At 69.2% G+C, this 1,574-nt stretch carries 2 protein-coding genes; both read left to right on the top strand.

The genetic code is table 11. The features are described 5' to 3' along the window. A partial coding sequence (gene drmC / locus VG296_RS08265; RefSeq protein ID WP_325564770.1) for a DISARM system phospholipase D-like protein DrmC occupies window positions 1–619 on the top strand: 619 nt, incomplete at its 5' end. A 254-nt stretch (window positions 620–873) separates the two neighbouring features. Then, window positions 874–1,308 (top strand): hypothetical protein, encoded by a 435-nt coding sequence (locus VG296_RS08260; RefSeq protein ID WP_325564769.1) that lies wholly within the window; start codon window positions 874–876, stop codon window positions 1,306–1,308. Window positions 1,309–1,574: the final 266 nt, after the last annotated feature.

Below are 1,574 nucleotides of genomic sequence, written 5' to 3'. Positions count from 1 at the left end.
CACGACCGGTTCCGCGATTCTGCGGGACGCGTGCGACCAACTGCTGCACCGGCTTCGCTACTCCGAGTCGGCCTACCTGGCGGGTCTGCTCGCGGGCACGGCCCGGGCCGTTGAGCGGGCCCGGCGGCATCAGTCGGTGTCGGTTGTCTGGACTGGCCCGGAATCCGGTGTGTCCTCGTCGCGGCTGACCGCGGCGGCGGTCATCGAGCTGATCAACGCGGCGCGGTCGCAGATCCTGCTAGTCAGCTATGCGACCCACACCGAGCCTTCGATCAGCACCGCATTGTCGGCGGCTGCCGCCCGAGGCGTAGTGGTCACGCTGCTCGCCGAACGCCACCAAGACAACCCGTCCTACACGGCATCAGGCATGCCCTTCCCGGGCCTCGGCGCGTTCCGCCTGCACTGGCCCGCATGCGCCCGCCCGCCAGGCGCGTCCCTGCACGCGAAGGTCATCGTCGTCGACGACAAGGTCGCGCTCGTCGGCAGCGCCAACCTCACCAACCGCGCCATGGAGTCCAACCTCGAATGCGGCATCCTCATCCGGGGCGGCCCTCAGCCCCGTGCCGTCCGCGACCACATCACCAGCCTGTACGCAGCAGGGCTCTTGCTTCGACTGTGAGATCTTCTAGAATCCGCGAGTTGCGGTTGCCGGCGTCACGCGTCGCGCCCTGGGCGTAATTCCCGCCTAGGCACGTCGCTGCACGGCACGATTAGCGTCCATGGAAAGTGCCATCGTCACCGGCGCGTTTCACAATCGCCGCGGTTATCGTGACCTGAGTCCTGGCCACCGCCCAGCGGCGCGCCGACGCCCGAGGCACCGAACGGGCGAAGGCGGAGGCACTCTTCATCCAGATCTCCACGGCCATCGGCGTCATGGAAACCGAGCGGGCGCTGTTCAGGCACCGGCGCGACTCATGGAAGGCCAACTTCCTGGCAGGCGGGCAGGCGCTCCTGCATGTCATCGCGGCGCATGTGTCATCCGGGAACTGGGTGAGTGGCGCGGCGACCGGGATTGATGCGCTGGCCGCGTGGGACGCCAACGAAGGCGCACGCTTCACGGACAGGTACACCGCCGCGTCTATCCAAGCCTCGGCCGCTCTGGTGCAACTCTCGCTCATGTCCGACCGGCTCCAGCAAGCGGCCGGGGAAGTCACCGACACTTTGTTCGCGTACCAGCAGGCGAGGAAGTCGCGCCAGGCGCAGCTCGCCGAGAAACAGCTCATGGAGGCGATCCGCGCGCTCCGTACCGCCGTCAGGGGTTACCGCGCGCGCCGGAGACGGTTCCGCCGCGGGCGCAAGGGGCGCTAGATAGACCGCGTGGTCGGCGGGCCGACGCGCTCGAGCGTGGACACGGTTTGGCGGTCGGTCAGGTGACCGAGGTAGTGGCGAGCAATGCTCAGAGCGCGGCCGCGGCCTCGTCCTCGTGTGCTGCCGCTCTGCGTTTGCCGCCGTCCTCCCATGTCGCGACGTAGCCGGACCTCCGCCGCGGCTTGCGGTCCGCGGCACCGGGCTGACGGCCGACAGGCTTCCCTTCGGCGCGGCGGCGCTCAAGGCCTGCCCGGATCCGCTCCGAG

Origin of the sequence: Actinospica sp. (genome assembly GCF_035552695.1) — a bacterium.
Classification (GTDB): Bacteria; Actinomycetota; Actinomycetes; order Streptomycetales; family Catenulisporaceae; genus Actinospica.
Note: the sequence above shows the minus strand (reverse complement) of the source record. Positions and strands in the feature narration are given on the sequence as shown.

Excerpts from the sequence above, each read along its gene's own strand:
- VG296_RS08260 (WP_325564769.1), top strand. The coding sequence starts at position 874 with ATGGAAACCGAGCGGGCGCTGTTCAGGCACCGGCGCGACTCATGGAAG.